General features: G+C 66.9%; 19 protein-coding genes and 1 pseudogene. 15 read left to right on the top strand and 5 right to left on the bottom strand.

Annotated features, from left to right (window positions below; all coding sequences use genetic code 11):
• Positions 1-696: 696 nt before the first annotated feature.
• Genes QAD21_RS12190 through QAD21_RS12180 form a run of 3 tightly spaced genes read right to left on the bottom strand, consistent with a single transcriptional unit; the run spans position 697 to position 6,442 of the window.
• Positions 697-4,041 (bottom strand): SbcC/MukB-like Walker B domain-containing protein, encoded by a 3,345-nt coding sequence (locus QAD21_RS12190; RefSeq protein ID WP_280359541.1) that lies wholly within the window; start codon positions 4,039-4,041, stop codon positions 697-699.
• Positions 4,038-4,931: a DUF4194 domain-containing protein gene (locus QAD21_RS12185; RefSeq protein ID WP_280359540.1), complete on the bottom strand. Its 894-nt coding sequence runs from the start codon at positions 4,929-4,931 to the stop codon at positions 4,038-4,040. Before QAD21_RS12185 ends, QAD21_RS12190 begins: the two co-directional genes overlap by 4 nt.
• A complete protein-coding gene (locus QAD21_RS12180) occupies positions 4,928-6,442 on the bottom strand; it encodes a DUF3375 domain-containing protein (protein WP_280359538.1) in 1,515 nt (504 codons plus the stop codon). Before QAD21_RS12180 ends, QAD21_RS12185 begins: the two co-directional genes overlap by 4 nt.
• 124 nt (positions 6,443-6,566) lie before the next feature.
• On the opposite strand from QAD21_RS12180, the gene QAD21_RS12175 reads away from it, so the two are divergent.
• Positions 6,567-7,682 (top strand): alpha/beta hydrolase, encoded by a 1,116-nt coding sequence (locus tag QAD21_RS12175; protein WP_280359536.1) that lies wholly within the window; start codon positions 6,567-6,569, stop codon positions 7,680-7,682.
• A 208-nt stretch (positions 7,683-7,890) separates the two neighbouring features.
• On the opposite strand, the gene QAD21_RS12170 is transcribed toward QAD21_RS12175, so the two are convergent.
• On the bottom strand, positions 7,891-8,577 hold the full coding sequence (locus QAD21_RS12170) for a ZIP family metal transporter (protein ID WP_280359535.1): 687 nt from the start codon (positions 8,575-8,577) through the stop codon (positions 7,891-7,893).
• 634 nt (positions 8,578-9,211) lie between these two features.
• On the opposite strand from QAD21_RS12170, the gene QAD21_RS12165 reads away from it, so the two are divergent.
• The 14 genes and pseudogenes from QAD21_RS12165 (at position 9,212) to QAD21_RS12100 (ending at position 22,591) form a co-directional block, all read left to right on the top strand.
• A complete protein-coding gene (locus QAD21_RS12165; protein WP_004019804.1) occupies positions 9,212-9,736 on the top strand; it encodes an MSMEG_0572/Sll0783 family nitrogen starvation response protein in 525 nt (174 codons plus the stop codon).
• A 54-nt stretch (positions 9,737-9,790) separates the two neighbouring features.
• Entirely contained in the window at positions 9,791-10,702 is a 912-nt protein-coding gene (locus tag QAD21_RS12160) for a carbon-nitrogen hydrolase family protein (RefSeq protein WP_226513303.1), read from the top strand.
• A complete protein-coding gene (locus QAD21_RS12155) occupies positions 10,695-11,138 on the top strand; it encodes an MSMEG_0570 family nitrogen starvation response protein (protein WP_280359531.1) in 444 nt (147 codons plus the stop codon). Before QAD21_RS12160 ends, QAD21_RS12155 begins: the two co-directional genes overlap by 8 nt.
• Positions 11,135-12,406, top strand: coding sequence for an MSMEG_0569 family flavin-dependent oxidoreductase (locus tag QAD21_RS12150; RefSeq protein WP_280359530.1), 1,272 nt, complete (start codon positions 11,135-11,137; stop codon positions 12,404-12,406). Before QAD21_RS12155 ends, QAD21_RS12150 begins: the two co-directional genes overlap by 4 nt.
• A gap of 193 nt (positions 12,407-12,599) precedes the next feature.
• Positions 12,600-13,655, top strand: a complete 1,056-nt coding sequence (locus QAD21_RS12145; RefSeq protein WP_280359529.1) for an MSMEG_0568 family radical SAM protein — start codon at positions 12,600-12,602, stop codon at positions 13,653-13,655.
• Between the two features lies 1 nt (position 13,656).
• Positions 13,657-15,087 (top strand): MSMEG_0567/sll0787 family protein, encoded by a 1,431-nt coding sequence (locus QAD21_RS12140; RefSeq protein WP_280359528.1) that lies wholly within the window; start codon positions 13,657-13,659, stop codon positions 15,085-15,087.
• Between the two features lie 49 nt (positions 15,088-15,136).
• A complete protein-coding gene (locus QAD21_RS12135) occupies positions 15,137-15,985 on the top strand; it encodes a carbon-nitrogen hydrolase family protein (RefSeq protein ID WP_280359526.1) in 849 nt (282 codons plus the stop codon).
• A gap of 20 nt (positions 15,986-16,005) precedes the next feature.
• On the top strand, positions 16,006-17,124 hold the full coding sequence (locus QAD21_RS12130) for an MSMEG_0565 family glycosyltransferase (protein WP_280361692.1): 1,119 nt from the start codon (positions 16,006-16,008) through the stop codon (positions 17,122-17,124).
• On the top strand, positions 17,121-18,122 hold the full coding sequence (locus QAD21_RS12125; RefSeq protein ID WP_280359525.1) for an EamA family transporter: 1,002 nt from the start codon (positions 17,121-17,123) through the stop codon (positions 18,120-18,122). The genes QAD21_RS12130 and QAD21_RS12125 overlap by 4 nt, the downstream gene beginning before the upstream one ends.
• Positions 18,088-18,516 carry a nuclear transport factor 2 family protein gene (locus tag QAD21_RS12120; RefSeq protein ID WP_280359524.1) on the top strand — a complete coding sequence of 143 codons (429 nt, stop codon included), beginning with the start codon at positions 18,088-18,090 and terminating at the stop codon, positions 18,514-18,516. Before QAD21_RS12125 ends, QAD21_RS12120 begins: the two co-directional genes overlap by 35 nt.
• Positions 18,513-19,547: an LLM class F420-dependent oxidoreductase gene (locus QAD21_RS12115; protein ID WP_280359522.1), complete on the top strand. Its 1,035-nt coding sequence runs from the start codon at positions 18,513-18,515 to the stop codon at positions 19,545-19,547. The genes QAD21_RS12120 and QAD21_RS12115 overlap by 4 nt, the downstream gene beginning before the upstream one ends.
• Complete coding sequence (locus QAD21_RS12110) at positions 19,547-20,011, top strand: SRPBCC family protein (RefSeq protein ID WP_280359520.1); 465 nt, start codon at positions 19,547-19,549, stop codon at positions 20,009-20,011. Before QAD21_RS12115 ends, QAD21_RS12110 begins: the two co-directional genes overlap by 1 nt.
• Before the next feature lie 29 nt (positions 20,012-20,040).
• Positions 20,041-20,649 carry an FKBP-type peptidyl-prolyl cis-trans isomerase gene (locus QAD21_RS12105; RefSeq protein WP_280359518.1) on the top strand — a complete coding sequence of 203 codons (609 nt, stop codon included), beginning with the start codon at positions 20,041-20,043 and terminating at the stop codon, positions 20,647-20,649.
• 723 nt (positions 20,650-21,372) lie between these two features.
• Positions 21,373-22,591: pseudogene (locus tag QAD21_RS12100) on the top strand (IS110 family transposase).
• A gap of 364 nt (positions 22,592-22,955) precedes the next feature.
• Here the strand turns inward: QAD21_RS12100 and QAD21_RS12095 are convergent.
• Positions 22,956-24,371 carry a cytochrome P450 gene (locus QAD21_RS12095; RefSeq protein ID WP_203235846.1) on the bottom strand — a complete coding sequence of 472 codons (1,416 nt, stop codon included), beginning with the start codon at positions 24,369-24,371 and terminating at the stop codon, positions 22,956-22,958.
• Positions 24,372-24,455: the final 84 nt, after the last annotated feature.

The following is a 24,455-nucleotide window of genomic DNA, read 5'->3' as shown; positions in this document are numbered from 1 at the left end:
TCTCAGTCCCTGTCCTCTCGACCATAGTGGAGCGACTTTGTGATCGTTCGAAGGACGGTACGCGTTTCAAGTGGAAGTTCTCGCGAGTCAGATAGCGGTGGGTGTTCTTGGTCAAGAAGTCGTCCGTACAGACGATTGACAATTCACGGATCCAATGGGTGTTCAACACAGCGTGTGTCCCTTTTGATCCGATGGGGACCCTACCGTGTTCGCAGCGGCTCGGACACAGTTGTGCTAGAGGTCAGCGTCGGTGCGCCATAGGCGGGATGGTGCCGAGGCTTGGGCTGATTACTGGCTGCGTCTATCTGGCTCCCACTGTGGAGATGTCGGCTGGGCGACAACAGCCGGCCGGCAAAAGGTCACAGTGCGTCGAATCAGTGCACCTAAGCTCCACCTGGCCCCTATCTCGGGCGACAGGTGGTCCAGCGGCAATGCAGTTTAGCAGGAACTCAGACGTCGCTTCGGCATACGCACTTGCATGATCACGCTACCCGGCGCCGTCAGTAACCAGGGCCAAGTCGCAGAACACGGTGTCGGGTAGCGCGGCACCGGCAGACGGTCGTACGCGCTTCGGCGGGCCAGGCTCACGACGATTCTGGATGTGGCGAGGCGAGGACGCTGTGGTGTACGTGACGAAATGCTTGAAGATTTAGCAGAATCTGGTGATGTCAACTGAAGGAAACTATCATCGACGCCCTACACCGACAATTGACTCCCCGACCGCCGTAACTCCGAGAACGCCTTGATCCCCGTCGACGTAGCCGTGGCTACCGGCCGCAGATCCGGCCCGGCCTCGGTCTTCGAGACCATCACCACGTTGTCCACGTACGGCTGGATCGTGCTGGTGTTCTGGACTGTCGCAACGATGATCAGCTGGAACCCGAACTTCCGGAACGCTGACAGCGCTTGCTGGGCGAACTGCGGGTCGGACTTGGAGAACGCCTCGTCGAGCATCAGCTGGGCGAAGATGGGGCGGTTGTCGTTGCCGTGGGGGCTGGCCAGGTTGAAGCTCAGCGCACCCGCGAGGCAGAACGCCATCAGCTTCTCCTGCTCACCGCCGGAGTTATCGCCGGCGTTCGAGTAGGTGCGGATGGTCTCCCCCGACTCGGCGTCGTGCTCCTCGCAGTAGAAGTCGAAGCGGTTGCGCACGTCGAGTGCGTCGCGCGTCCACTGGCGGTCCTCCGGGGTGTTGCCGGCGAGGCGTTCGCGCAGCAGCAGGATGTCGGAGTACTGCTCGAGGATGGCCTGCTCATCGCCGAAGCTGACCGCGGTCGCGCGGTTGGAGATCTGGCGGGCCTTCTCGGTCAGCTCCTCGACTGCGGCGAGCTTCTTGCGGCCCGGGCGCAGCCGAAGGCGTGTACCGCGGTTGAAGGCAACCGCACCCAGGCCGGTGTTGACGCGCTCGATCTGCTCGACGATGCGTCGTTCTTCGGCGTCGGCGGCCATGTGCAAGCCCAGGATCGCGCCCGGGGCCTGCTCGGTGATGAGACGGCGCATCCGCTCGTAGGCGGCGGGAAGCTCGCGCTCGTCGATGCGGCGGCAGACGGCGACATAGTCGTGAAGACGTTCGTCGAAGTCGTCGCTGTCGTTCGGGATGGCGTCCGGGAACTCCTCGTCGTAGGTGTCGAGGATGCGGGCCAGCTCATCACGGGAACGTCGAGCATCCGACCGCATGCGGTCGCGCTCACGGCTCGCCGCCTTGACGATCTCCTGGCGGTACGGCTCCGGGTTGAGTACGTCGAGCGTTGCGGAGAGGTCCTCGCGGAAACCGTCGAGGGTCTTCTCCGCCTGCGCGGGAACATCCTCGGGCTTGAGCCGGTCGATGAGGTCCAGGAGCTGCGTGCGCCGTGAATCCTGGCGGGCGATCTTGTCCTTCACCAGCGCAGCCTGCGAAATCGCGTTGCGTACCTGCTCCCACAGGTCCTCGGCCTTGCGCTGCAATGCCTCGACGTCGGGGTTCTCCTCGATCAGCAGGTCGTACTGGTCGGTCAGCTGGTCAACACGGTCATCGACCGAGTCGACGTCGATCTCGTTCCACTGCGTGAACTGCTCGCACACACGGCGATACGCGTCGCGGCGTCGTTCCTTGGCGCTGCGCTCACGGTCGAGCTCGGCGCAATCCTGGCGGGCATCCTCGAACGCCCGCTCCTCGTAGTCGAGTTCGTCGCGAAGCGCGGCGATCTTCGACGCAACGTCGCCGACGAAGATGTACTGCGACCGGCGCAACTGCTGGCGGTCGTCCTTGACCGCCAGCTTCGCCGAGTCCTTGCGCAGACCCTGGTCGGTGACGGCCTTGGCGTGCTGGGAGAACTCGCCGGGACTGTCGACGCACATGTGGTTGCCCAGCTTCGACAGGACCGTCATCGCCTCGGCGGCGCACGGGTGCGACGCATCGACGGGACGCAGCTTCGAGGCCAGGGTCCCCTGCTCCAGAACCGGCATCGGGCGAGAGTCGGCCTGGTGCAGCTGGATCCGGCCGCGCATGTCGTGCGAGTTCACGAAGCGTAGAGCGGCACGGAAGTGCTTGTCGGGTACCAGCAGGCGTAGGCCGACGTTCCGCAGCACCTTCTCGACGGCCAGGCGCCAGCGCTCTTCGTCGGGATCGAGTTCGACGAGCTCGGCGACGTACTTCAGTTCGGACTCGTCGATCTGGAGTCCATGGGCGATGGCGCGGCGCATCTCGTGCTCGGTGCGCGGGAGTGCGGAGCCCGCATTCTCGACGCGACCGAGCTCCTCCATCGCGGCATCGCGGCGGGTGCGCGCGGCGACCTCGCTGGCCAGCGCCTCGGCGTAGTGGGCGCGACCGGCGTCGAGTTGGCCGTCGATCTTGGCGGCCTCCTCGGTGAGTTCCTCGCGCAGGAGCCAGAACCCCTCGGCCCGGGTCGGCGGGGTGAAGCCGAGCGCGGAGACCTTGTCCTCGTAGGCGTTGCGTCGGGCGGTGACCTCGGTGCTGAGTTTCTGTGCGCCGCCGAGCTGTTCGCGCAGCGGGGCCAGATCGCCGGTGGAGGTGGCGATCCGGGACAGCAGCAGGCTGTGGTCCTGGCGGAGCTGGTCGTGCTGGGTGGTCAGCGCGGCGAGATCGCCGTCGAGGCGGGTGATCTGGTCGTCGAGGTCGGCGACCTCGGGCTGGGCGTTGTGGATCCGCAGGTTGTTGACGTAGCTGCGGATGGTGGTGTTGTCGATGGTGTCGAGGACGGAGAAGGTCGCCGCCTCCCCCGCGTACCGCTCGTGCACCTCCTCGATATTGCCGAGGATGGTGCGCTTGCGGCGCGCGACGTCGAGCAGTTCGCGCGCTTCGACGAGCGGGTCGATCTGGTCGAGGGCGTCGGCGATCCCGACGATGCTGGTCGGGGCGTCGAGCATGAACTCCCGCACGAACTGCGCGAGCCCGCCGACACTCTTGAGCGACTTGGCTTTTCCGAGGAGCTGCTGCGCGGCGTCGGAGCCGCGGATGCCGATGAGCGAGTACAGCGTCGAGAGGTACTTGCCCTCGCCGGGGCCGCCACGCCAGCCGCGGTCGCGGAACTTGGCCGAGTTGTAATTGTTGGCGGCCCACTCGTTGCAGGCCTCGACGATGTCGGCGTCGCCGTCGTAGATGAAGTACGAGCTGTGCGCGTCGGTCATCTTGCCCGCGGCAAGCCATTTCAGCACCAGGCCGGTGATGGCCTCGCCGGAGCTCGAGGTGTACGTGACCGCGATGGCGGCCCACGCCGGGCCGGTGCCACGCAGGTACATGATCTCGCGGTGGGCGTTGGCGCCGTCGCGTCGCTCACCCCAAGCGCCGCGCACGTACTTGCCCACTGTGCGTTTGCCGCTGGAGGATCCGGCCGCCGTCGCATCTCCGGAGGCGTTGAAGTTGCGGCGATGGTCAGGCAGGAACGCCAGCGAGATGGCGTCGAGCAGCGACGACTTGCCGCTACCCGACGACCCGGTGATCAGAGAACCGTTAGGACTGAACGGGATCGAGTGATATCCGTCGAACACGCCCCAGTTGATCAGCTGCAACCGGGACAGGTGGTACTGGTCGACCTGCCCGCTCACCAGTCGTCTCCTTCGTCGTTCTCGCCGTACGCTCCGTCGAGGTCGGCCGCGTCGTCGTCCCTCTCGGCAGGCTCGTCGGCGAGGTCCTCCGGCGGAACCTCGCCGGTGTCACCGGAGCCGATGAACTGCTCGAATTGGCGCTGTAAGTCGGTGATCACCGATGCCGTCATCACCGCGGAGATCACCGGGCTGACGATGAAGGTGTCGGTGTCGTCACGCTGCTTGCGCAGGAACTCGAGCTCCTCCATCTTGTCGAGGGCGCGTTCGATGCGCTTGTCGAAGAGTGCGAGGTCGCGGTCGATGGTGTTGGTGACGCCGGCGAAGAGCTCGTGGATCTCTTCGCGGGTGATCAGCACGGGCTCGTCGCGAGCGGCGCGCACGTACTTGGCCAGGTGCAACGCCAAGATGGCGTCGTAGGTGTGAATCGTCTCGCGCTTGAGGATCTTTCGGCCCCACCGGGAGTCGTAACCGGCCTGCTCGACGAAGGCGACCTGCAGTTCGTCGACGATGCGCAGCCGGAGGTCGAGTTCGGAGAGGCGACCGCGCAGCACGTCCTGATACTCGGCCACCCACGACCACAGCTGCGGCTGTCGGTCGCCGCTGATGTAGCGGCGGGTCAACAGGTTCTGCAGCGCCCAGCACGCGCGGTCGGGCAGCTCACTGACGTCGCCGTCGAAGCGGGGTGCGTTCGGCGTGTGGGTCGCCGCGCGGTTCGCGACGGTGGGCAGGTCGTCGAAGCCGGCGAATTCGTCGGGGGTGGTGGGGGCGCTGGTCTCGGGGTCGGACTTGGCGTCGCCCTTCGTGGCTCGCTGCGCTCGCACCTCAGGGGGCAGAGAATCGTCCTCAGTGCTGATGTCGGTGTCACCAGTGGTGCCATCGGTGGTGGTCATTCGGCGTCGACCTCCGCAGTCGGAATCGGTTCGGTGAAGGTCAGGTCGGGCACTTCGATGGCGTGGTCGTCGCCGATGAGGGACCGGAAGCGGACGGTGGTCATCGGTACCTTCTCCCCTGCCGCTTGCTGTTTCGACGCCCACGACCAGAGGACGATGACGTGCGCTAGGTATGGCTCCTCGAGTCCGTCGATGACGTCGGCGAGGGCAACTGGCCCGGTGGCGACCGCGGCATTGACGGTGTCGGTGAGTTCGGTGGTGTCGACCTGGCCGGACAACGATGCGAACGAGGTGAGGTCGGCGTCGAGAGTTGCCGGGAGTGCCGGCGCGGGCGGCACGTGTTCGCGGATCTCGAAGGCGAGTCGGCCGATCGAGTTCACCGTCGGCGCGGCCAGCGGTAGCTCGTAGCCGATGCGACGGTCCGCGAGCGACGTCTTGAGCAGCTCGTTGGCGGTGGCCAGAGCGTCGTTGAGCTGGCGGGCGAGACCGCGGCTCTGCTCGAGCGTCCCGGACGCGACGAAGCGTCGAATACGGCGTGCACACCGCTGACGGGTGCGGCCGACCTCGGCCATCTGCTGGGTCACGAGGCCGAAGAAGTTGTCCATCACCGACCGCAGGCCCGCATCCATGCCCGGGAAGCTGTCGATGATCGTCTCGATGTCGGACTTCAGGCGGGCACGACGTTCCGGGTCCTGGATCAGGTGGGAGAACGCCTGGTACGACGCGGACTGCGGCGAGTCGAGGAGCGCCTCGTAGTCGTCGAAGAGCTGGCGCTGGCGGTCGCGGTAGGCGAGGTCGGAGTCGCCGGGGTCGTCGAGCAGCGCGGTGGTGATGCGGTCGAGCATCGTGCCGTACTGGCCGATGTCGGAGATGATCTGCTCCATCTGATAGCCGATGGTGCGGGCGGCGTCCTCGGCGACGCGCAGGTCGACCGGGGGGCGTCGGCCGGCGTCGAGGTCGGCGAGTTCGGCGTCGAGGTCGGACATCTGCGCCTCGATCTCCGAACGGATGTGGTCGGGATCGTTGCTGACCTGACCGGCGACGCGTCGGAGCTCGGCGGCGATACCGGTGATGGAGCCGCCGGTGGCGATCGAATCCTCACGACGCTGACGCCGCATGAAGTCCAGGACCGACCGCGCCTCGCTGGTCAGATGGCACAGGTTGGGGGCGTGCGGGTCGGTCGTGTCGGTGACGCGGTGCAGCCAGCCCTGCCGAGCCCAGAGTTTGACCAGTTCGAGGCCGGTGGCCTGATCGGTGAGGTCGAGGTCGGCGAGGTCGCGGTCCAGGCGCACCGTCAGCTCGGTCTCGGACTGTTTGGCGCCGTAGTCGAGGTGCCGTTCCATCAAGGTGACGTAGAGAGCCGAGTTGGTGGCCGCGAAGAGTCGTCCCACCGCCGACTTCTGGATCGAGCGGTTCGATTCCCACGCATCCGCCAGCGTGAGCTGCACGGACTCGGCGCCGCTCGACGCGCCGGGGGCCTCGACCGGAGCCGGGAAGGCTGAGAACTCCATCGCCGCCTCACGGGGATCTCGGGGACTAGAGGACCCGGGTAGTCTGCCACGCCTGGCGACCGCCGCCCCACCCGGTGGGTCGCGTGTCCAGCCGCGCATCGACACTCTCGTTACCCTGAGCGGCATGGTGATGGCTGATCGTCCGGAGGTCCAGACCGCGTCGGCGCCGGTGACCGCGCTGACCGTCGTCGGACTCGCGCAAAGCATGATCAACGGCCTCGCGCGGGTGCCGTTCCGCAAGCCGTGGTCGGGTCCGTCCGGGCTGCTCGACAACCTCGGCCAGTCCGTCACCCGCCAGACCATCCGCGCGTTCATGGGCTTCTCGATGGGACTGCCGATCGAGGAGTTCCGCTCGATGGAGAAGATCCTCGACGACGTGTGTCGCGTCGTGATGCCGCCATTCGTCGAGCTGACCGACGGCGTCGAACTCACCGACGACATCGTCGGCGGCGTGCCCGGGCTGTGGTGTCGTGCCAAGGCCAGCTCCGACGCGTATGTCGACGACTGTGACGACAAGCAGGAGATCGGCGCCACCATCCTGTACCTCCATGGCGGCGGGTACATCGGTACCTCGCCGATGATGTACTCGGCGTTCGCGTCGTCGCTCGTGCGGATCGCCGGCCACGAGGTCTTCATCGCGGACTACCGCATGGCTCCCGAATTCCCGTTCCCCGCAGGCGTTCACGACGCCGCCGACGTCTATCGCGGGCTCCTGGGACGCGGCGTCGACCCGGAGCACATCATCGTCGCGGGTGATTCCGGTGGCGGTGGGCTCGCGGCGTCGCTGGTGGCCTACCTTCGGGACCACGACCTGCCGCGGCCGGGCGCTCTGGCGTTGTTCTCCCCCGAGATCGACCTCGACCTCGACCATCCGTCGATCACCGACAACGCGCCCTACGACATCCTCCCCTGGAGCATCCCGGTCACGCCGTACCTGCACGGCGTCCAGCCAAATGACGCGCGAGTGTCGCCGGTCAACGCTGAGCCCGACCCGTCGTGGTTCCCGCCGACCTTCGTGTGCTGGGGCGGTAGCGAGATGTTCCGCGACGGGATACGCGACTTCGCCGCACGGCTCGAGGCGTCGGATGTGACCACCCACGCCATCGAAGAACCCGGCATGTTCCACGTCTTTCCCATCCTCATGCCGTGGGCCGAAGCGTCGAAGCGCGTGTTCCGGGCGTTGTCGGAGTTGGCGGATGGGCATGTCGAAGGAGACCCGGAGGCTGTGCAGACGCACTGAGTGGGTGGGCTGTATGTGTCGCGAGACCCTTCGTGACGGCCCTCCGCAAGCTCCGGGCCTCCTCAGGGCGCAGGGGGTGACGGCCCTCCGCAAGCTCCGGGCCTCCTCAGGGAGAGAGGGGGTTGCGGGCGCCCTTCGTGGCTCGTCGCTTGCGCTCCTCGCACCTCAGGGAGCATGAGGTACGCCATCCTCGGGGAGCAGTAAGCGGTCAGCCGAGGACGAAGGCGAGCAGGAACCCGCCCGCGGTCGCGAGGCCTACCCACCAGCCACCTTCGCGGTAGGCCTCCGGCATCAACGAGTTGGCGAGCACGCCAAGCGTCGCACCGCCGGCGAACGCCTGAACGACGCTGATCGCGGTCGGTGAGATGGTGTCGGCGAAGGCATAACCGCCGACGGTTACCGCCACCAGGACGACAGCGGTGAAGATCCACATCGTCAGCGCCGAGCGCATCGAGGCGTCGTGCTCGCGACGCATCAGCGACGCACCACTCACCGCTTCCGGGACGTTGCCGACGGCGATCGCCACCACCAGCACGAGTGAACCGCCTGCGGTGAGTGATACACCGAGGGCGGTGTTCTCCGGCACGCCGTCGAGAAAGACGCCGATCATGAGCGCCGGACCAATTGCCGACGACCCGAGCTTGGTCTCGACGAGCCGGTCGGCCACGACGTAGACCGCGGTCCCGGAGAACAACGCGAGCGCCGCCACCCCCGGGCCGGCCTGGGTGAAGGCGGGGTCGAACAGTTCCGTGGAGACGGCGGCGATCATCGTGCCCGCGCCGAACGCCATCAGCGTCGCCAGAATCGGATTCGGCAGATTCCAGCGCAGACCGATCGCAGCACCGACTGCGATCGGGATGGCAGTCGCGAGGCCGTACAGAACCGCGGTGAGCATATGGACAAGGTTGCTACGTGTCGCGGGCGATGGCGAGTGTGGCGCGCAGAGGTGTGGTGGGTGGGTTGGGGAGACCCTTCGTGACGGCCCTCCGCAAGCTCCGGGCCTCCTCAGGGAGCAGGGGGTGCATGGCCCTCCGCAAGCTCCGGGCCTCCTCAGGGAGCAATAGGGTCGCTTGCGCTCCCCGCACCTCAGGGATCGAGTGGTGGTTGCTCTCACATGAGGGAGCAAGAGCCGATCAAGGATCTGCAATCCGACAGGTCACAGAATTGCGGATACCTCGATGGACCGTCGTCAGGGGCGAGGGATACACTGGCTCTTGTCCGACGAACCGGTCAGACCCCCGACCCGACCGGTTCGTCGGATTTTTCATGTCGCGGGCATGTCTGGTCGAGTCGGTCGACCGACCAGGGTCGTGTTACGCGAATCCGAGTTTTCTTTATTCCGCCGGAAACCATTCGGTAATCGATGGCGAGTGAACTGTGTGTCGTAGCAAGCAATAGCTACTCGATGAGACCGGATCTCCGGTCGAACCACTGAGGGCAATGATGCCCGATCCACCCCCCGCACGTCGAGCCGCCATGCGGCCGATCACTCACAGACACTGTCTCGTCTCGCCATCCCAGGAGTTCCTGTGCCTTCTTTCGACGAAACCATCACCGAGAACATCGCCGCGTCGCTGGCGGAGATCCCGCACCCCTCACTTCCCAAGGGCTCCAACATCTATGGCGGCACCAAGATCTTCCCGGACTACCAGGCCGAGAACGGTGAGTCGTACTTCACGCTCGTGCACGGCATCGCCCACGAGTCGTCGGTGTCGTTCGTCGCCGTTCTGCAGGCCACTCGCGCGCTCCGCAAGGGTTTCGAATCGGCCATGTACTTCTACGGACCCGGTGCCATCAATTGCCTTGCCACACGCGGATTCCCGACGACCGGAGACTCCGGGTTCCCGGGTGAGCAGAACATCAACAACTCGCTCGAGACCTTCATCTCCGAAGGGGGCACCGTGTTCTGCTGCCGCTTCGGCCTCGCGCTGCACGGCGGACGCGAAGAGGACCTGATCGAGGGCGTCATCCCGGCGCACCCGCTCGACGTCCAGGACGCACTCATCCACTACGCACGCAAGGGCGCGATCATCAACTCGACCTACATGGTCTGAGTCACGGAACAGACCATCTGAGTTCATCTTTCGATCACCGACTTTGGGAATCACATGACCACCATCGGAACCGTCGCGGCGAACTTCACCCGCGATCTCGAGCAGAACTACGCGACGATCGAACAGTACGTCGCCGAAGCACGAACGCGGGGCGTCGACTTCCTGGTGTTCCCGGAGGCGGCGATCGGCGGATACCTGTCGTCCCTGGGGAACCACGGCGACACCCAGAAGAACAGCGCCCGGTCGTTGCCGCCGGCGATCTCCCTCGACGGGCCCGAGATCGCTCGGGTGCAGTCCATCGTCGGAGATCTCGTGGTGGCGATCGGGTTCTGTGAACTCGGCGAGGACGGTGAGACACGCTACAACGCGGCCGCCGTCCTCGACGGCAACCACATCTACGGCAGCTACCGCAAAGTGCATCAGCCGCTCGGCGAGAACATGTCGTACTCGTCGGGCACCGGGTACGACGTCTTCGACACTCCCGTCGGTCGCGTCGGCCTCCAGATCTGTTACGACAAGGCGTTTCCCGAGGCCGCCCGAATCATGGCACTCAAGGGCGCCGAGATCATCGCCAGCCTGTCCGCGTGGCCGGCGGCCCGCACCGCAACCGCGGAGAACCTGCAAGAAGACCGCTGGACCTACCGGTTCAATCTCTTCGACACCGCCCGCGCGCTGGAGAACCAGGTCTTCTGGGTCGCGGCCAACCAGAGCGGCACCTTCGGGTCGCTGCGTTACGTGGGCAACGCCAAGATCGTCGACCCCGGTGGGAACATCCTCGACACAACGCTTCTCGGAAGCGGCCTGGCCGTCGCCGAGGTGGACATCGCGGAGAGCTTCACCGCCATGCGGGCCGGCATGTTCCATCTGCGGGACCGTCGGCCTGAGGTGTACGGGATGCTCGTCGAGGCCGACACCGATGCCGACACCTCGGCGGCCTTCGCATGGCGGGACCTCGCCCATGCCTGAGATGACCGTCCAGGTGCGCTGGCCCGACGGCCTGCTCCGCCAGTACTACTCCCCCAGCCTCGTACTGCACGACCACCTCGCGCCGGGTACGTACCGCGTCGACGACTTCCGGTCGCGGGCCACCACCGCGCTCGACGAGGCCAGCGCGCGTGTCCGTGCCAAGTACGGATTCGCCTGCACGTCGGCCGCGGCGTCGGCGGAGGAGATCGTTATCGACGCCTCTCGGCATTCCAATTCGGCTGAGGTCGAGGTGGTGTCGATGTACCCGCCGTTGCCGGGTGCGGAAGTGGCTTCGACTCGGGGCGTCGCTTCGCTCCGGCCCGGCTCAACCAGCAGTGGGGGTTCGGAAGTGGCTTCGACACGGGGCGTCGCTTCGCTCCGGCCCGGCTCAACCAGCGGTGGTAGCGGTGGAACCAGCAGTGAGGGGCGGTCATGAACACACACGTGCCGGTCGTCGTCATCGGCGGCGGACAAGCCGGCCTCTCGGTCAGCTGGTACCTCGGGCAGGCGGGCGTCGAACACCTCGTCGTCGAAGCCGACACCGCGGTTCATGCATGGGCTGACAAGCGGTGGGACAACTTCACGCTGGTGACTCCGAACTGGCATTGCAAGCTCCCCGGATACACCTACGACGGCCCGGATCCGGACGGGTTCATGACCCGTGACGAGGTCGTAGAGTGGTTGCACGGTTGGCTGGAGACCTTCGAACCACCCCTCGTCGAACACACCAAAGTTACTCGCCTGCAACGTCTCTCCGGTGATCGGTTCGAGCTGACTCTTGACGGCCCCGACGGAATGCGGTCGCTCACCTGCGACCAGGCCGTCATCGCAACCGGCGGGTATCCCCTGCCGGTGGTTCCGCCGTTCGCGTCGTCGCTGGATCCGGCCGTGCACCAGGTGCACTCCGAGGAGTACTTCAACCCAGAGCAACTTCCCAACGGTGCCGTGCTGGTCGTCGGGTCGGGACAGTCGGGCACGCAGATCGCCGAGGACTTGCACCTCGCCGGCCGGCAGGTGCATCTCGCGATCGGCAACGCGCCGAGAGTCGCTCGGTTCTATCGCGGCCGCGACTGCATGACGTGGTTGTCGGACATGGGTCTCTACGACACACCGACCCAGGAGTACCCCGGTGGCCGTGCCGCGCAGGAGAAGACGAATCACTACGTCACCGGCCGCGACGGCGGCCGCGACATCGACCTCCGGCGCTTTGCCGTCGAGGGGATGAAGCTGTACGGCGTGCTCAGCGACGGTAAGGACTCGACGCTGCGGTTCGCGCCAACGCTGACGGCCGCCCTCGACCGGGCCGACGCCGTGTACAACTCGATCTGCGGTGACATCGACCGACACATCGAGAAACTGGGTATCGAGGCGCCGGAGGCATCGCGGTACGAACCGGTGTGGGCGCCCGAGGTCGATCCGACCGAACTCGATCTCGCGGCCGAAGGCGTTACCTCGATCATCTGGGCCATCGGCTACCGACCCGACTATCGGTGGATCGAGGCCAGCGCCTTCGACGGCGGTGGCCGGCCGATGCAGACGCGCGGGATCACCGAAGTCCCCGGGCTCAGCTTCGTGGGGTTGCCGTGGATGCACACCTGGGGGTCCGGACGGTTCCTTGGTATCGACCGCGATGCGAGGTATGTGGCTGAGCATGTTGTTGGATCGGTTTGTGGTGGACGCGCGCAATTGGTTGATGCGCAGTAGGTTTGGGGTTCTGTGGGCACCGGGGTTGCGTTGTGGAGGACGGGTCACCAGGTGGCTTCGACTCGACGCCTCGCTTCGCTCGGGGTCGGCTCAACCAGCGGGGGCTCGGGGTCGGCTCAACCAGCGGGGGTCGGCTCAACCAGCAAGAAGCGCTCACCGTCGAGCACATAGTTCATTCTTCTAAGGAGTACCCATGACGGTATCCACACGAGTTGACCTGGCGTTGCTCGGTATTCGCGGGGAGCCGCCGGTGCAGCGCACCGGCGGGGCGGGACCCAGCGACGACGGTCACCTGATGGTCGACGGGTTGCATGCCGCGATCCCGCGGAACCCGCAGAGCCCGTTCGTCTTCGACGGTGATCGCGTGCTGTACGACGGGGTCGACATCGGTGTTGAGGTCAGCGCGATCGGACGTCCACGGTTCTACGACCTGCAGACCGCGGACGGGGTGAGCTACGAGAAGATCGCCCGCCTGCACGGACGCAACGTCTTGGCGACGACCGTCCTGCAGACCTGTATCCGCTACGCCGAGGACCAGCGGTGCCGGTTCTGTTCGATCGAGGAGTCGCTGAAGTCCGGCTCGACGATCGCGGTGAAGAAGCCCGAGCAACTCGCCGAGGTCGCCCGTGCGGCTGTCGCTCTCGACGGCGTCACCAACATGGTCATGACGACCGGTACCAGTGGTGGACGCGATCGCGGGGCTCGTCATCTCGCTCGGTGCGTCCGGGCGATCAAAGCGGCGGTGCCGGAACTGCCGATCCAGGTGCAGTGCGAGCCGCCGGCCGACCTCGCCGTGCTGACCGAACTGCGCGAGGCCGGTGCGGACGCCATCGGCATCCACGTCGAATCCTTCGACGACGACGTGCGGCGTCGCTGGATGCCGGGCAAGTCGACGGTACCGATGTCGGAGTACCGGGCGGCGTGGGCCGAGGCCGTCCGGGTGTTCGGGCGCAACCAGGTGTCGACCTACCTGCTGGTCGGACTCGGCGAGGACACCGACGAGATGATCGCCGGCGCCAAGGAACTCGCCGACACGGGCGTGTATCCCTTCATCGTGCCGTTCCGGCGTCACGCGGGAACCCTCGCCGTCGACGTCGACAACGCCCCGGCACCCGACCCCACGATCGTCGAGAAGATCACCCGCGAGGTGGCCGGTCATCTGAGCTTCATCGGGATGTCCGGATCGGAGCAGCGTGCGGGATGCGCGGCTTGCGGTGCCTGCAGCGTCCTGCCGACGGTCGGGGGCTGACGTGTTGTCACGGGGCGAACTGTCGATCCTGTCCGGGCTCCCGCGAACGACACCGCGGTCGGAGTTTCTGATCACCGTCGCGGACAGCCCGCGGGAACATGCGGCGTATCGCGTGCTGCGGCACCGCGAATTCGTCGATCGGCAGGCGCTTTTCGACCGCACCGACGTCGATGACATCGACGACGACCCGCGCACCACCGTCCTGATCGCGACACTGCCCGACGGGACGATCGCGGGTGGCGTGCGGATCGCCGCCACGCCGTGGGCGGGGTCCGAGCGCACCGACATCGGATGGTGGTTCGGCTCCCGACTCGTCGTCGCCGATCCTGGCCTGGCAGCCGGGATCGGGCCGGCACTTGTGCGGGCGGCGTGCGCGCACGTCGAACAACTGGGCGCCCTGCGGTTCGACGCCACCGTCCAGGATCGGTACGTACCGATGTTCTCGAGGCTCGGCTGGCAGGACCGCGGGCCAGGCCCGGTGATCAATGAGCGGTCGCATCGGGAGATGGGCTACCCACTCAACCGAATTCAACGCACAGTCGACGGGACGAAAGCAGTTCTCGCCGAGGCACTCGCGCCGTTCGCAGACCAACCGGGCGGTCTCGGTGCTACCGGATTCCGCGGCGACGACGGCGTTCCGCTGCCCGGCACCGACGTCATCGCCGCCTGCGACGCAATCGTCCCGTCGATGATCGAACGCGATCCGGAGTGGGCCGGTTGGTGTTCGGTGCTCGTCAACCTCAACGACCTCAGCGCGATGGGGGCTCGGCCGCTCGGTCTCCTCGACGCCGTCGGCGCGCCCACGACATCGCATCTCACCCGCATCATCCGCGGGATCAGCTCGGCCGCAGCGGCGTGGCGCACACCCGTGCTCGGCGGTCACACGCAGGTCGGTGTGCCGTCGGCGCTGTCGGTGACCGCGCTGGGCACGACGCCCAGTCCCCTGCCCGCGGGCGGTGGCCGGGTCGGCGACACCGTCACCCTGCACGCGGATCTCGGCGGCTCGTGGCGACCCGGATATCACGACCGCCAGTGGGACTCGACGAGTTCGCGGAGCAGCGAGGAACTCTGCGCCATGACATCCCATCTCGCGACCGTGCGCCCGGCGTCGGCCAAAGACGTCAGCATGGCCGGGATCGTCGGCACTCTCGGCATGCTCGCCGAAGCGTCGGGAACGGGTGCAGAGCTCGACGTGACGGCAGTGCCGCGCCCCGGCGACGCGTCGATGGGCGCGTGGCTCACCTGCTTCCCCGGTTATGCCATGCTCAGCACCGACCGGGCGGGTGCTCGACGCGACGTCCCTGCACCCGAGCCGGTGACGACCGCCGATTGCGGCCGGCTGACCGCTCAACCGGGCGTGCGGCTGCGGTGGCCCGACGGCGAGACGACTGTCGCGGTCGCGTCGACGGTCACCGGACTGGGCGTCGCATGATTCCCCGGCGACCCGACCGGCCGACGGATCCGGCCGGTACCCTTCGCCCATGAGGACGGTCACCCTCGGCGCCCTCGCCGCGCACTTCGGACGCGACGTGGAACGCGGTGTCGCCAAAGCGGTCGGCATCGTCGAATCCGCGGCGCGCGACGGCGTCGACCTCCTCGTCTTCCCCGATGCCTCGCTCGGTGGATACCTGGGTGACCTCCGGCACCCCGACCCGGCCGAACTGCCGCCGGCGCTGCACCCGGACGGTCCGGAGCTCGCGGCGATCGCGGCCGCCGCCGGTGACATGACCGTGTGTATCGGGTACACCGAAGCGGTCGATGATCAGCGGTTCAACACCGCCGTCTGTGTTACCGGAGACGGTGTCCTGGGCACACACCGCAAGGTCCATCAACCCGCCGGCGAGGCGCTCGCCTACGCGGCGGGCGATCAGTTCGGCTCGTTCGACACCCCGGTCGGCCGTCTGGGCATGCTGATCGACTACGACAAGACGTTCCCGGAGTCGGCGCGCACGCTCGCGCTGGACGGCGCGCGGATCATCGCGGCGCTGTCGGCGTGGCCCGCCAGCGTCACCGATCGCGCCGCGCGCCTGCCCGCCGACCGCCAGTCCCGGCTGTTCGACCTCTACGACTGTGCCCGCGCCGCGGAGAATCAGGTGTTTGTCGTGTCGTCGAACCAGACCGGGGTCATGGGATCACTACGCTTCCTCGGACAGGCGAAGGTCGTCGGACCCGGCGGTGACATTCTGGCGACCACGCGATCGAAAGGCGGAATGGCGACGGTGACAGTCGATGTCGATGCCGAGGTCGACCGGGCGCGGCGCGTCCTGAGTCACCTCGCGGAACTCCGGCCGGACACCTACCGGTCGACGACGTCGGCGGACCAGCGGTGACCGGCACGACAAGTCCGCCGCTGCGTGTCGCTCTGCTCACCTATTCGACGAAACCCCGTGGCGGCGTGGTCCATACGTTGAACCTGGCCGAGGCGATGGCCCGGCTCGACGCCGACGTCACGGTGTGGTCGCTCGCCCGCGGTGGCGACGAAGGCTTCTTCCGCGCGGTGGATCCGGCTGTGCGGGTTCGGCTCGTCCCGTTCCCCGACCGGGAGAACGAGACGATCACCCAACGCATCGTGCGGTCCATCGACACCCTGCGGGCCGCCTTCGACCCGGCCGACTTCGACATCGTGCACGCCCAGGACTGCATCAGCGCCAACGCCGTCGGGACATGCATCCGCACGATCCACCATCTCGACCAGTTCACGACACCGATCCTCGTCGACTGCCACGAGAAGGCGGTGGTCAACCCGTATGCGCGAATCTGCGTGTCGCGTGCCGTGGCCGACGAGGTGGAGCAGGGCTGGGACTTGCATCCGACGGTGATCCCGAATGGGGTTGCGTACGAACGCTTCGCGGGCGCGGCGTCGGACTCCCCCGAGTCGGTCGAGGCGCGGCGGCGCTGGTCGGACCAGCTGGGTGACTATGTGCTCGCCGTCGGCGGAATCGAACCCCGCAAGGGCAGCATCGACCTTCTGGAGGCATATGCCGTACTGCGCGAACGTCACCCGGACCTGAAGCTCGTCTTCGCGGGCGGCGAGACCCTGTTCGACTACCGCGACTACCGTGCCGACTTCGACTGTCGGCGAGCCGAACTCGACGTCGAACCGATCGTGCTCGGGAATGTGCCCGACGACAACCTGCCGTCGCTGGTCGCCGCCTGCCGGGTGTTCGCGTTCCCATCGGTGAAGGAAGGCTTTGGCCTGGCCGCGATGGAAGCCCTCGCCGCGGGGCGTCCCGTCGTCGCGCGAGACCTTCCCATCCTGCGTGAGGTGTTCGGTACGACCGTCTCCTACGCCTCGACCGTCGCCGAACTGGCCGACGCCCTCGACGCCTCTCTCGTGCCCGACCCCGATAGCACTGCGTCCGGGCGTGCCCTGGCCGCGTCTCTCACGTGGGACGACGCGGCACGTCGGCACCTCGAGTTCTATGCGCGACACCCCCATCCGGCGTCGCCGGTCGGCACCCACAGATGAGCGAGTCCCGTCGGAGCGAACGCATCGGGATGCTGGCGGTCGCTCTGACCGCGATCCTGTGGGGCACCTCGGGTACCGCCGCGGCGATGGCGCCCGAGCTCAGTGCCGTGACCGTCGGCGCCGTGGCCATGTGCGGTGGCGGGCTGCTGCAGGCGGCGGTCAACGCCCGCGGGATTCGAGCCGCGTGGTCGTCGGTGACGGCTCAGTGGCGGGTCGCCCTTCTCGGTGGGATCTGCGTGCTGATCTACCCCCTCTGCTTCTTCGGGTCCATGCGCGTCGGCGGCGTCGCGCTCGGAACCGTCGTGTCGTTGGCGTCGGCTCCGCTGGTGTCCGCGGTCATCGAGCGAGTGGCCGACGGGCGGAGGCTGACCCTGCGGTGGACCATCGCGTGCGCGCTCGGCATCGTCGGCAGTGCGGCGTTGGCCGTGTCGCGGAGCGAGTCGTCGCATGCGGACGCACTCGGCGGAAGTTCATCGTCGGCGCTCGGTGTCGGCCTCGGCCTGCTCGCGGGTGTCACCTACGCCGGGTTGTCGTGGGCGATGCGTCGGCTCATGAACAGGTCGGTGCCGCGCGGCGCCGCGGCCGGGACGGTGATGGGACTGGGCGGATTGTTTCTGTTGCCGGTCGTCGGGGTCGGGGTACCGGCTGTGGTCGCGTACCCCGAAACCCTCGGCGTTCTCGCCTACCTCGTCCTGGTTCCGCAGTTCCTCGGGTACGTGCTGTTCAGTCGTGGACTCGGTCGGATCGACAGTTCGACCGCCACCACCATCACCCTGATCGAGCCCGCTGTCGCGACCGCGCTGGCCGTCGGAGTGCTGTCGGAATCCATCACCGCAATCGGTTGGGTGGGTATCGCAATGCTGGCGACGGCGCTGGTCGTCCTGCTGGCTCCTCGCCTTCCGTCCGCAACCGGCCCGGCATCCACTAGCGTCGACGCAGGATCATCGACAGGGAGGTCGACGCATGAAGCAGTTCCGAGAGGCCGTCGAGGCGCGTGACGAGCAGGCGATGAGGGTGCTGCTCGCCGACGATGTGGTCTTCACCAGTCCGGTCGCATTCAAGCCGTATCCGGGCAAGGCCATCACGTCGGCCATCCTGCGGGGCGTGCTGCGGGTCTTCGAGGACTTCCGGTACATCCGAGAGATCAACGACGCCGACGGGCACGACTCGGCGCTCGTCTTCGAGGCCGTGGTCGGCGGCAAGAAGATCACCGGTTGCGACTTCATCCACGTCAACGACGACGGCAAGATCGACGACCTCATGGTCATGGTCCGGCCGCTGTCGGGAGCACAGGCCGTCGCCGCGGCGATGGGCGCGCAGTTCGATCAGATCGCCGCCGAGGCTGCTGCGGAGTCCGAGAACACAGCGGAGTCCGAGGGGGTCAGCCAGTGAAACTCGGTCTGCAACTGGGCTACTGGGGTGCGCAACCGCCGACCCATCACGCCGAGATCGTCGCCGCGGCCGAGGCCTCCGGTTTTGACAGCATCTTCACCGCCGAGGCCTGGGGATCCGACGCCTACACCCCGCTGGCCTGGCTCGGGTCGTCGACGGAACGTGTCCGGCTCGGGACGTCGGTGCTGCAGCTCTCGGCCCGCACCCCCACCGCCTGCGCGATGGCCGCGCTGACCCTCGACCACCTGTCCGGCGGACGGCACATCGTCGGGCTGGGTGTTTCGGGTCCGCAGGTCGTCGAAGGCTGGTACGGCCAGAAGTTCGCCAAGCCGCTGGCCCGGACCCGCGAGTACATCGACATCATGCGCCAGGTGTGGGCGCGTGAGGCACCGGTCAGCAGCGCCGGACCCCACTACCCACTGCCGTTCGACGGTGCGGGCGCATCGGGACTGGGCAAGACGCTCAAGCCGATCACGCACCCGCTGCGCAGCGACATCCCCGTCATGCTCGGCGCCGAGGGGCCGAAGAACGTCGCGCTCGCCGCTGAGATCGCCGATGGCTGGCTGCCGCTGTTCTACACGCCGCGGATGGCCGACACCTACAACGAGTGGCTCGACGAGGGATTCGCCCGCCCGGGTGCACGACGCAGTCGCGAAGACTTCGAGGTGTGCGCAACCGCCCAGATCGTCGTCACCGATGACCGCGAGGGCACCTACGCCGCGATCAAACCGTTCCTGGCGCTGTACATGGGCGGAATGGGCAGCGAGGACACCAACTTCCACGCCGAGGTATACCGCCGGATGGGGTATTCCGATGTCGTCGACGAGGTGACTGCACTCTTCCGCAGCAACCGTAAAGACGAAGCGGCCCAGATCATCCCAGACGCCGTGGTGGACGACTCGGCGATCGTCGGCGACCTGGACCACGTGCGTGAACAGATCAAGGTCTGGGAAGCGTGCGGGGTGACGATGATGCTCGTGTCCCCGGGCAGCGTCGCCGAGGTCGAGCAACTCGCGGAGCTCATCCGCTGATGCTCTCCCCCGCCCGCGTCACCGTCATCGACACGGTGGTCTCGTTCGACGCCCCGATCGACGTCACCTTCGACTACCTCGCTGACCCGACGAATCGACCGGAATGGCAGTCGAGCCTGCGCCGCATCGACGACCTGCGACCGATCGGTGACCGGGCAGGTGACGTCGGCACCAGCTGGACCGACGTCACCGTCGTACCCGGGGTGTCACCGCGGATGGAGGTGACCGCCTGTGAGTCTCGTCGACGGTGGCAGGAGATCGGACGGTGGCGGTCCGTTGATGCGGTCCTGACGTTGACGTTCGCCGATCGCGAGGCCCGCACCGACGTGCATGCCGAGGCGGTGCTGACGGTGCCCGCGATCGGTGGGCTGGTGCTGACCGCGACGCGGTGGCCGGCGGCGCAAGCGGTGCGGGCCGATCTCGAACGGGCCGCTCGACTGTTGGCCGGTCGAGGCTCTCGGTGAGGGGCCGCGCCTCGGGTAGCGTTCCGAGGGTGAACATCAAGAACGTGACCCTCGCCCTCGGCACCGCTCTCGTCCTGGCTGTCGCCGGTTGCAGCTCCGACTCCGATTCCGGTTCGGGCACAACCGAACCCACGGCGACGGCAGCGACCGGCGCGAGCGAGACACCCGCAGCGGCAGCTGAGAGCTGCCCGACCGCCCCGGCGAACGCCGATGCCACGCCGCAGTGGACCGAGCAGGGCACCACCGGTGGATTGCAGATGGTCGCGTCCACCGCGACCGAGGCCCCGGACATCACCGTCGAGAACCCGTTCAGCGTCGACGAGACCCAGGTCAAGACGCTCGTCGAGGGTGACGGCGCCGTCGTTCCGGAAACCGCGTCGGTGTCGGTCTGCTACGTCGGTGTGAACGGCCGCACCGGCGAGACCTTCGACAGCGCCTACGCAAACGGCTCCCCCGTGACGTTCCCGCTCGACGGCGTGATCCCCGGGTTCAGCAAGGCCATCGCGGGACAGAAGGTCGGGTCGAAGGTGGGCGTCGCCATGACGTCGGCCGACGGATACGCGCAGGGCAATCCGCAGGCGAACATCGAGGTCGGCGACACCCTCGTCTTCGAGATCAGCATTCTCGGGGCGTCGTAGGGGGTTGTTGGTGCGGAATCACTTGGTGACTTCGGGTCACCAGGTGGCTTCGACACGGCTCCTCGCTTCGCTCGGTGCCGGCTCAACCAGCGGAGGGGGGCTCCTCGCTGCGCTCGGTGCCGGCTCAACCAGCGGAGGGGGGCTCCTCGACCTCGACGCGCTCCTTCGTCGCTTGCTCGGCCCGGCGGCTTCGCTCGGTGCCGGCTCAATCAGCGGGGAGGGGCTCTGCTGAGGTCGTCGCCGTCGCTCTTCACCCGTTGGGGTCTGCGGTTGCGCACAGTTGGACCTCTGGCGTGCCAAAACGCGTCCCTCTCAGCGTGATCGAAGGGCATATTTCCCTTCGATCGTGCTCAGGGGGATGAGAATTTCTTTTGCGCCTGTCTACTCCTGACCTTGAGTTGCACGAGCAGCGAACCACGAAGGCCCCAGCCGTGAGATCGACTGGGACCCTAATGGGGGTGGATCGGCGTCCTGCAGGGGATGCTGGTTTGTGTGAGCCTTCCCGGCCGGTGACCACTCCGAGACCCTGAAACGGTGTCGGATTTCTACACGAAGACCGTGGCCCGGCCGGGTAAGGATCACCCGCTAGAACGCTTCTGGGATGTCGTGCCCCCTGAACCATGTGGGGTGAGCACTGATCCATTAGGCCGCGTCAAGGGTGATCACCCCAAGGTTCACACCGACGATCGATCGAGACGACCGAAGACGAGGTGAACGACCGACATGATCTGTGTGGGCAACGACTGGGCGTCGGATCATCACGACGTGTGCGTGATGGATGAACACGGCACCACCCTGGCCACCCGCCGACTACCCGAGAACGCGGCCGGCGTGACGGCGATGCATGACCTGCTCGCCCGGTTCGCCCACGACCCCTCTGAGGTGGTGGTGGGGATCGAAACCGATCACGGCATGTGGGTCGCCGCCCTGGTCGCCGCGGGCTATCAGGTGTATGCGATCAACCCGTTGTCGGTGTCGCGGTACCGCGACCGCCACCATGTCGGGGGCACCAAATCCGATAAGGCTGACGCGAAAACGCTGGCTGATCTGGTGCGGACCGACCGGCACAATCATCGATTGGTCGCCGCCGACACCGTCGAGGTCAAGGCGATCACGGTGATGGCCCGTACGCATCAGAATCTGGTGTGGGCGCGCTCAGCACAACAGAACGTGTTGCGCGCTCAACTGGGCGCCTACTATCCGGCCGCGGTCGATGCCTTCGGCGGCGACCTCGCCCACAAAGACTGCCTGGCGGTGTTGCGTCGCGCTCCCACCCCACGACAGGGAGCGGCACTGACGGTCGCGGCGATCCGATCAGCTCTGAAAAAGGGTGGCCGCCAACGCAATACCGATACCCGTGCCCGCGAGATCCAGCAGGCCCTGCGTGGGGGCGGTCATCTGAGCGCACCGGAGGCACTTACCGCAGCGTATGCGGCGACCGTGACCGTGACGGTGAACATGCTGACGACGCTCAACACCCAAATTGATCAACTGGAAACCAGTATGGCCCAGTCTTTTAGAGCGCATCGCCGACGCCGAGATCTACCTGTCCATGCCCGGAGTCGGTGACATCACCGGCGCCCGGATGCTTGGCGAGTTCGGGGACGACCCCGAACGCTATGCCACCGCCAAGTCTCGCAGAAACTATGCCGGCACCTCACCACGGACCATCGCCTCAGGCAAAGGGCACGTCGTGCTGGCCCGCCATATCCGCAACACCCGCCTCAACGCCGCCGCCATGGCGATGGCGCAAAGCGCGCTGACCGGCAGTCCCGGCGCCCGCGTCTACTACGACAGCCTGCGAGATCAGAAGAAGTCCCACCCCCAAGCCTTGCGTGCGCTCGCCAACCGGCTCATCGGCATCCTCCACGGCTGCCTCAAACACCGCACCCTCTACAACGAACACACCGCCTGGAACCACCGCGCCAACCTCGCCGCTTGACACCTTGCACCCCTGGGATGTCTTCGTGGCTCGTCGACCTCGACGCGCTCCTTCGTCGCTTGCTCGGCCCGGCGGCTATCGCTCCTCGCACCTCAGGGAGCGGTGGGTTGGTGCTTGCGCTACTCGCACCCCGGAGACCGGTGGGCTGGTGCTTGCGCTGCTCGCACCCCGGGAAGCGGTGGGTTGGTGCTTGCGCTACTCGCACCCCGGGGAGCGGTGGGTTGGTGCTTGCGCTGCACGCACCCCGGTGAGCGGTGGCCTGGTGCTTGCGCTGCTCGCACCCCGGGAAGCGTTGGGCTGGTACTTGCGCTACTCGCACCCCGGGGAGCGGTGGAGCGGCTCGCTCCTCGGTTGTGAGGAATCGTCAGATCTTGCGGTGCCGCAGGTTGATCGGGAGGCCGTCGGCGGGGGTCGGACCGGTGCCGTAGGTGAGTTCCGGGCGGTAGCCGGCCGGGACGTCCCATTCAAAGCGCTGCAGCATCTGGTGCAGGATCGACTTCACTTCCATGCCACCGAAATACAGGCCGATGCACTTGTGGGCACCGCCGCCGAAGGGTGCCCATGCGAAGCGGTGGACCTTGTCTTCGCGGCGTTCCGGCGAGAAGCGTTCGGGGTCGAAGTGGGTGGGGTTGGGCCACCATTCCTTGCGCAGCATCGTCGCCCACGGGTGGATGCCGAGCAGCGTGCCCTTCGGGATGTAATGGCCGCAGACCTCGGTGTCCTCGATCGCCATTCGGAAGAGCATCCCGACCGGGGCGTTGAGGCGCAGCGTCTCCTTGAAGGCCAGCTCCATGCTGGGGAGCTTGTCGACGTCGTCGTAATCGATCGTCGGCTTGTCGAGGGCGAGAGACTCCTCGCGCAGGCGCTGCTGCCACTCGGGGTGCTTGCCGAGGAAGTAGGTCATCATCGACAGCGCGATCGTGCTGGTGTCGTGCGCAGCCATCATCACGAAGATCATGTGGTTGACGATGTCCTCGTCGGAGAACGTCTCGCCCTCGTCGCTCTCGGCGTTGCAGAGCACGCTGAACAGGTCGTCGGCGTCGTTGCCTCGTCGCAGCGGGATCTCGGAGCGGAAGTACTCCTGCAGCACCTCGCGACCCCGGAGGCCCTTGGCCCAGGTCCAGTTGCCGACGTCCTTGCGCACGATCGCCTGACCGCCGCGAACCGCCGCCTCGAAGGCGTGCTCCAGTCGGTGGGCCTCGGCCTCGCTGACGTGGGCACCCATGAAGACCTCGGTCGCCAGCGACAGGGTGAGGTCCTTGGTGCGGGAGTACATCTTGAAGCCGTTGCCCACCTCCCAGTTGGCGAGGGTCTTCTCGATGTGCGGGGTCATGATGTCGAGGTAGCCGGTGAGGCGGGGCCGGCTGAACGCCTGCTGCATGATGCGGCGGTGCTGCATGTGCTCGTCGAAGTCCATCAGCATCACGCCCCGGCGGAAGAACGGGCCGATCATCGGTTCCCAGCCGAGTTCGCTCGAGAACGCCTTCTTGCGGTTCATCCACACCGCTTCGATCGCGTCCGGACCGACGAGGGTGACCATGTTCATGCCCAGCGCACCCGACCAGGAGACCTGTCCGTAGCGTTCGAACCGTTCCATGGCCGACTTGAGCGGGTCGACGAGCGCTTCGAGGGTGTTGCCGAGCCACGGAACCCCTGGGTCACCCATCACCGGCTTGAGATCGGATCCGGCGGGCGGCTCGGCCAGCGGACGCTCCGAGCTCGGGTACATGCTGCTCGCCTTCGCCAGCACGCTCTGGATCTGCTTTTTCCGACTCGTCATGAACCTGCCACTCCCCGTTGTTCCGATGTGCGTTACATCACTATGCACCATTGGAACGGATTTTAGCGTCTGTTTCAAGGGGGG

The sequence above is a fragment of the Gordonia sp. SMJS1 genome, from assembly GCF_029866425.1.
Taxonomy (GTDB): domain Bacteria; phylum Actinomycetota; class Actinomycetes; order Mycobacteriales; family Mycobacteriaceae; genus Gordonia; species Gordonia hongkongensis.
Note: the sequence above shows the minus strand (reverse complement) of the source record. Positions and strands in the feature narration are given on the sequence as shown.

What these genes read in the sequence shown, in the direction of transcription:
- QAD21_RS12155 (WP_280359531.1), top strand. Translation starts at nt 10,695, where the DNA reads ATGCCTGAGATGACCGTCCAGGTGCGCTGGCCCGACGGCCTGCTCCGC.
- QAD21_RS12170 (WP_280359535.1), bottom strand. Translation starts at nt 8,577, where the DNA reads ATGCTCACCGCGGTTCTGTACGGCCTCGCGACTGCCATCCCGATCGCA.
- QAD21_RS12150 (WP_280359530.1), top strand. Translation starts at nt 11,135, where the DNA reads ATGAACACACACGTGCCGGTCGTCGTCATCGGCGGCGGACAAGCCGGC.
- QAD21_RS12095 (WP_203235846.1), bottom strand. Translation starts at nt 24,371, where the DNA reads ATGACGAGTCGGAAAAAGCAGATCCAGAGCGTGCTGGCGAAGGCGAGC.
- QAD21_RS12120 (WP_280359524.1), top strand. Translation starts at nt 18,088, where the DNA reads ATGAAGCAGTTCCGAGAGGCCGTCGAGGCGCGTGACGAGCAGGCGATG.
- QAD21_RS12145 (WP_280359529.1), top strand. Translation starts at nt 12,600, where the DNA reads ATGACGGTATCCACACGAGTTGACCTGGCGTTGCTCGGTATTCGCGGG.
- QAD21_RS12160 (WP_226513303.1), top strand. Translation starts at nt 9,791, where the DNA reads ATGACCACCATCGGAACCGTCGCGGCGAACTTCACCCGCGATCTCGAG.
- QAD21_RS12175 (WP_280359536.1), top strand. Translation starts at nt 6,567, where the DNA reads ATGGTGATGGCTGATCGTCCGGAGGTCCAGACCGCGTCGGCGCCGGTG.
- QAD21_RS12125 (WP_280359525.1), top strand. Translation starts at nt 17,121, where the DNA reads ATGAGCGAGTCCCGTCGGAGCGAACGCATCGGGATGCTGGCGGTCGCT.
- QAD21_RS12110 (WP_280359520.1), top strand. Translation starts at nt 19,547, where the DNA reads ATGCTCTCCCCCGCCCGCGTCACCGTCATCGACACGGTGGTCTCGTTC.
- QAD21_RS12185 (WP_280359540.1), bottom strand. Translation starts at nt 4,931, where the DNA reads ATGACCACCACCGATGGCACCACTGGTGACACCGACATCAGCACTGAG.
- QAD21_RS12180 (WP_280359538.1), bottom strand. Translation starts at nt 6,442, where the DNA reads ATGGAGTTCTCAGCCTTCCCGGCTCCGGTCGAGGCCCCCGGCGCGTCG.
- QAD21_RS12135 (WP_280359526.1), top strand. Translation starts at nt 15,137, where the DNA reads ATGAGGACGGTCACCCTCGGCGCCCTCGCCGCGCACTTCGGACGCGAC.